The sequence below is a fragment of the Streptomyces sp. S6 genome (genome assembly GCF_054880855.1).
This window is the reverse complement of sequence record NZ_JBTYMC010000391.1, coordinates 1-5,450: the sequence shown is the minus strand read 5'-3', so window position 1 is coordinate 5,450 and position 5,450 is coordinate 1. Positions and strand designations below refer to the sequence as shown.

The 5,450-nt window shown below is 70.2% G+C and carries 5 protein-coding genes; 1 reads left to right on the top strand and 4 read right to left on the bottom strand.

The annotated features are described in order from the left end of the window. Positions 1-107: 107 nt before the first annotated feature. Both ACVNF4_RS31990 and ACVNF4_RS31985 read right to left on the bottom strand, forming a co-directional pair. Positions 108-974 (bottom strand): acyl-CoA thioesterase, encoded by an 867-nt coding sequence (locus ACVNF4_RS31990; protein WP_461806376.1) that lies wholly within the window; start codon positions 972-974, stop codon positions 108-110. Between the two features lie 46 nt (positions 975-1,020). Further along, on the bottom strand, positions 1,021-3,534 hold the full coding sequence (locus tag ACVNF4_RS31985; RefSeq protein WP_461806375.1) for a DEAD/DEAH box helicase: 2,514 nt from the start codon (positions 3,532-3,534) through the stop codon (positions 1,021-1,023). Positions 3,535-3,679: 145 nt separating this feature from the next. Here ACVNF4_RS31985 and ACVNF4_RS31980 point away from each other — a divergent pair, with 145 nt between their 5' ends. After that, positions 3,680-4,474: a metal-dependent hydrolase gene (locus ACVNF4_RS31980; RefSeq protein ID WP_461806374.1), complete on the top strand. Its 795-nt coding sequence runs from the start codon at positions 3,680-3,682 to the stop codon at positions 4,472-4,474. Positions 4,475-4,482: 8 nt separating this feature from the next. On the opposite strand, the gene ACVNF4_RS31975 is transcribed toward ACVNF4_RS31980, so the two are convergent. Both ACVNF4_RS31975 and ACVNF4_RS31970 read right to left on the bottom strand, forming a co-directional pair. After that, positions 4,483-4,746: a type B 50S ribosomal protein L31 gene (locus tag ACVNF4_RS31975; RefSeq protein WP_461806373.1), complete on the bottom strand. Its 264-nt coding sequence runs from the start codon at positions 4,744-4,746 to the stop codon at positions 4,483-4,485. Positions 4,747-4,779: 33 nt separating this feature from the next. Further along, positions 4,780-5,250, bottom strand: coding sequence for a DUF5709 domain-containing protein (locus ACVNF4_RS31970; protein ID WP_461806372.1), 471 nt, complete (start codon positions 5,248-5,250; stop codon positions 4,780-4,782). Positions 5,251-5,450 lie beyond the last annotated feature (200 nt).

The following is a 5,450-nucleotide window of genomic DNA, read 5'->3' as shown; positions in this document are numbered from 1 at the left end:
GTCGTCGATCTTCACGTACAGTGCGGTCACGAGGGTGTTCAAGTTCGTCGTCACAAACGATCATGAACACCCTCTCTTCGTACCCGCAGGCATTCGGAAAGACTCGTCTAGAGCGCCCGGAACAGCCCCTCCTGGACGACGGACACCAGCAGCCGCCCCTGAAGGTCGTAGATACGGCCCCGGGCCAGACCCCGCCCACCCGTGGTGATCGGCGACTCCTGGTCGTACAGGAACCACTCGTCCGCCCGGAACGGCCGGTGGAACCACATCGCGTGGTCCAAGGAGGCCATGTCGAAGTTCCGCGGCCCCCACAGCGGCTCGACGGGGATACGGACGGCGTCCAGGAGGGTCATGTCACTGGCGTAGGTCAGCGCGCAGGTGTGGACGAGCGGATCGTCGCCCAGCGGCCCCACCGCCCGCATCCACACCGCGCTGCGCGGCTCGGCCTCCTTCAGCTCCTGCGGAGTCCAGCGCAGCCGGTCGACGTACCGGATGTCGAACGGCTGACGCCGGGCCATCCGCTCCAACTGCTCGGGCAGCGCCCCCAGATGTTCCCGGACCTCGTCCGCGACGGTCGGCAGCGACTCCGGGTCCGGGACCTCCCGGGCCGGCGGCAGCTGCTGCTCGAAGGGACCTTCCTCAGGCTTGTGAAAGGAGGCGGTGAGATTGAAGATCGTGCGCCCCTGCTGCACGGCGGTGACCCGCCGGGTCGTGAACGACCGCCCGTCACGCACCCGCTCCACCTGGTACACGATCGGCACCCCCGGCCGACCGGGACGCAGGAAGTACGCGTGCAGCGAGTGCACCGGCCGGTCCCCCTCCGTCGTCCGGCCCGCGGCGACCAGCGCCTGCCCGGCGACCTGCCCGCCGAAGACCCGCTGGAGGGACTCCTGGGGGCTGCGGCCACGGAAGATGTTGACCTCGATCTGCTCCAGGTCGAGCAGGTCGACGAGTCTCTCGGCGGGGTTCGTCATGGCTGTGCTTCTCCTGTACTGGTGGCTCTGCCGCCGGTGGCGGTGCTCAGAGCTGTCCGACGGCGGTGACGCGGACGACGGCGCGGCCCTCGGCGTCGGAGGCGTCGAGGTCGACCTCCGCGCTGACGCCCCAGTCATGATCGCCGTTCGGGTCGTCGAAGATCTGCCTCACCCGCCACAGCCGGCTCGCCGGCTCCTCCTGGATGATGAGCAGCTTCGGGCCGCGCGCGTTCGGACCGGTGCCGAGGTCCTCGTACTCGTCCCAGTACTTGTCCATCGCGTCGCCCCACGCGTCCGCGTCCCAGCCCGACTCGCCGTCCAGCTCGCCGAGTTCGCCGACCTGGTCGAGGGCGGCCAGCTCGACACGGCGGAACATCGCGTTGCGCACGAGGACCCGGAAGGCCCGCGTGTTGAGGGTGACCGGCTTGACCTCGTCGGCCTTCTCCTGGGCCTGCTCGGCGGTCATCACCTCCGGGTTCGCGAGCTGCTCCCACTCGTCGAGGAGACTGGAGTCGACCTGACGGACCATCTCGCCCAGCCACTCGACGATGTCCTGGAGATCCTCCGACTTCAGATCGTCGGGGACGGTGTGGTCGAGCGCCTTGTACGCGCTCGCCAGATAACGCAGGACGATGCCCTCGGTGCGCGCCAGATCGTAGTGCGACACCAACTCGGTGAAGGACATGGCCCGTTCGAACATGTCCCGGATCACGGACTTCGGCGACAGCGGGTGGTCGCCGACCCACGGGTGGCTCTTGCGGTACGTGTCGTACGCGTGGAAGAGCAACTCCTCCAGCGGCTTCGGGTAGGTGATGTCCTGGAGGCGCTCCATGCGCTCCTCGTACTCGACGCCGTCCGCCTTCATCAGGGCGACCGCCTCACCGCGCGCCTTGTTCTGCTGGGCGGCGAGGATCTGGCGCGGGTCGTCGAGCGTGGACTCCACGACGGAGACCATGTCGAGGGCGTACGACGGCGACTCGGGGTCGAGGAGTTCGAACGCGGCGAGGGCGAACGTGGACAGCGGCTGGTTGAGCGCGAAGTCCTGCTGGAGGTCGACCGTGAGGCGGACGATCCGCCCGGTGGCGTCCGGCGCGTCGAGCTTCTCGACGATGCCGCCGTCCAGCAGCGAGCGGTAGATCGCGATCGCCCGGCGGATGTGCCGCAACTGCTGACGGCGCGGCTCGTGGTTGTCCTCCAGCAGATGCCGCATCGCGTCGAACGCGTTGCCGGGGCGGGCGATCACCGACAGCAGCATCGTGTGCGTCACGCGGAAACGCGACGTCAGCGGCTCCGGATCCGACTCGATCAGCTTCTCGAAGGTGTTCTCCGTCCACGCCACGAAGCCTTCCGGCGCCTTCTTGCGGACCACCTTGCGCCGCTTCTTCGGATCGTCACCCGCCTTCGAGAGCGCCTTCTCGTTCTCGATGACGTGCTCCGGCGCCTGCGCGACGACGAACCCGGCCGTGTCGAACCCGGCTCGCCCCGCGCGGCCCGCGATCTGGTGGAACTCCCGCGCACGCAGCGTCCGCACCCGGTTGCCGTCGTACTTGGTGAGAGCGGTGAACAGCACCGTACGGATCGGGACGTTGACGCCGACGCCCAGCGTGTCCGTCCCGCAGATCACCTTCAGCAGGCCGGCCTGGGCGAGCTTCTCCACCAGGCGGCGGTACTTGGGCAGCATGCCCGCGTGGTGCACGCCGATGCCGTGCCGGACGTAACGGGAGAGGTTGCGGCCGAACTTGGTGGTGAAACGGAAGTTGCCGATCAGGTCGGCGATCCGCTCCTTCTCCTCCTTCGAGCACATGTTGATGCTCATCAGGGCCTGCGCCCGCTCCACCGCCTGCGCCTGCGTGAAGTGCACGATGTAGACCGGCGCCTGCCGGCTGTCCAGCAGGTCGGTGAGGGTCTCCGTGAGCGGTGTGTAGCGGTACTCGTAGGACAGCGGCACCGGCCGGGTCGCCGAGCGGACCACCGAGGTCGGGCGGTTCGTGCGCCGGGTGAGGTCCTTCTCGAAGAAGGAGACGTCGCCCAGCGTCGCCGACATCAGCACGAACTGCGCCTGCGGCAGCTCCAGGATCGGGATCTGCCAGGCCCAGCCCCGGTCGCCCTCGGCGTAGAAGTGGAACTCGTCCATGACGACCTGGCCGACGTCCGCGTCCTTCCCGTCGCGCAGCGCGATCGACGCGAGGACCTCGGCGGTGCAGCAGATCACCGGGGCGTCGGAGTTGACCGACGCGTCGCCGGTCAGCATGCCGACGTTCTCCGTGCCGAAGATCTTGCACAGCTCGAAGAACTTCTCCGACACGAGCGCCTTGATGGGGGCCGTGTAGAAGGTGACCTCGTCGCGGGCCAGGGCCGCGAAGTGGGCAGCCGCCGCGATCATGCTCTTGCCGGACCCGGTCGGCGTCGACACGATCACGTTCGCCCCGGAGACCACCTCGATCAGCGCCTCCTCCTGGTGCGGATAGAGGGTGAGACCGCGCTCCTGCGCCCAGGACTCGAAAGCCTCGTACAGGGCGTCGGGGTCGGCGGTCGGCGGCAAACGATCGATGAGGGTCACACACCCATCTTGCCTGCCGGGACCCCTTCGAGGGGAATCGGCTGCCGGTGCGAAGATCACGGCCGCTACGCTGTGTCGCCGACGGAGTGTCAGGGCACCCGGTCAACTGGACAGCGGCACAAGAGAAACGGGGCGGACGAGCGCCATGATGGGACCAGCACACTCACTGTCGGGCGCCGCCGCCTGGCTCGGCGTCGGAGCCGCCGCCGCGGCGGCGGGACAGCCGATGCCCTGGCCGGTCGTGCTGGCCGGCGCGCTGATCTGCGCGGGCGCGGCCCTCGCCCCCGACCTCGACCACAAGGCCGCCACCATCTCGCGTGCCTTCGGTCCGCTCTCGCGGTGGCTCTGCGAGATCGTCGACAAGCTGTCGTACGCCGTCTACAAGGCGACCCGGGGACCGGGCGACCCGCGCCGCTCCGGCGGGCACCGCACGCTGACGCACACCTGGCTGTGGGCGGTGCTGATCGGCGGTGGCGCCTCGGCGCTGGCGATCATGGGGGGTCGCTGGGCGGTGCTCGCGATCCTCTTCGTGCACATGGTGCTGGCGATCGAAGGGCTGCTGTGGCGGGCCGCCCGCGGCTCCAGCAGCGACATATTGGTGTGGCTGCTGGCGGCGGCCAGCGCGTGGATCATCGCCGGGGTGCTGGACAAGCCCGGCAACGGCGCGAGCTGGCTGTTCACCGACCCGGGCCAGGAGTACCTGTGGCTCGGGCTGCCGATCCTGCTGGGCGCGCTGGTGCACGACCTCGGGGACGCGCTGACCGTCTCCGGCTGCCCGGTCCTGTGGCCCATCCCGATCGGCCGCAAGCGCTGGTACCCGATCGGGCCGCCCAAGGCGATGCGGTTCCGGGCCGGGAGCTGGGTCGAACTGAAGGTGCTCATGCCGGTGTTCATGCTGCTCGGCGGGGTCGGCGGAGCGGCGGCCCTCAACTTCATCTGACGCCCGGCTCAGCCCTCGGCCTCGCCCTCACCGGCGCCGTACCGCCGCTCGAAGCGGGCGACGCGGCCCTCCGTGTCGAGGGTGCGGGCCTTGCCGGTGTAGAAGGGGTGGCTCTGCGAGGAGATCTCCACGTCCACGACCGGGTAGGTCTCGCCGTCGTCCCACTCGATGGTCTCCGCGCTGGTGGCGGTGGAGCGGGTGAGGAAGGCGTACCCGGCGGCGCGGTCGCGGAAGACGACCGGATGGTAGTCGGGGCGTTGGTCCTGCGGCATGCGGGCTCCTTGCACGAAGGGGAACGGGGCGTCTCACCCCGACAGGGCGTCCTCGTCGACGATGTGCATCGCGGCCTCCTCGGCGGAGGCGGCGGCGCCGTCGATGCCGACGTCGGTGGCGATCAGGGCGCTCTCCTCGTCCTCGTGGGCGCCCTCGTCGGGGGCGACGAGCCGGCCGGCGCGGACGGCGCCGACCTCGTTGTCGAGGAGTTCGCCGTCGGTGCCGTCGCAGTCGCCGAGGCCGTCACCGTCGTACGCGGCCACGTCCGGGAGTTCCTCGGCGAGCCGTTGGTCGAGGGTCTCGCCGCGCCGGGCCTCGGCGGCGGTGACGCCGGTGTGCTCCACGGCCCACGGGCGCTCCGGCGGGGACCAGCCGCGGTCGAGGGGGTCTCCGACGCCGTCCTGGTCGAGGGTGTCCTCGACGTCCAGCAGCCCCGCGTCGTCCTGCACCTCGGACCCGTCGGGCTGGTAGACGTCGTCTCCCCATCCGTCGCCGCTGGTCACGCACACCTCCAGAGGGTGGGGACGAAACCTCGTCCGCCGTCGCGCCGCAGCACACCGCGCACGGCCACTGCCCTCCAACATTCCCCCCGGCCCCGCGAGCGCGCAACGGCAACGATGTCGCCGGCCGCCCGACGGGGGACGCGTGCCGCCGGCGGACAGCGAGGAACACGGCCGGGGCAGCCGACCGACGCCACGGTCAC

Bases quoted from the DNA above. Each gene is read 5' to 3' on its own strand.
- ACVNF4_RS31975 (WP_461806373.1), bottom strand. From the start codon at position 4,746: ATGCCGCAGGACCAACGCCCCGACTACCATCCGGTCGTCTTCCGCGAC.
- ACVNF4_RS31990 (WP_461806376.1), bottom strand. From the start codon at position 974: ATGACGAACCCCGCCGAGAGACTCGTCGACCTGCTCGACCTGGAGCAG.
- ACVNF4_RS31980 (WP_461806374.1), top strand. From the start codon at position 3,680: ATGATGGGACCAGCACACTCACTGTCGGGCGCCGCCGCCTGGCTCGGC.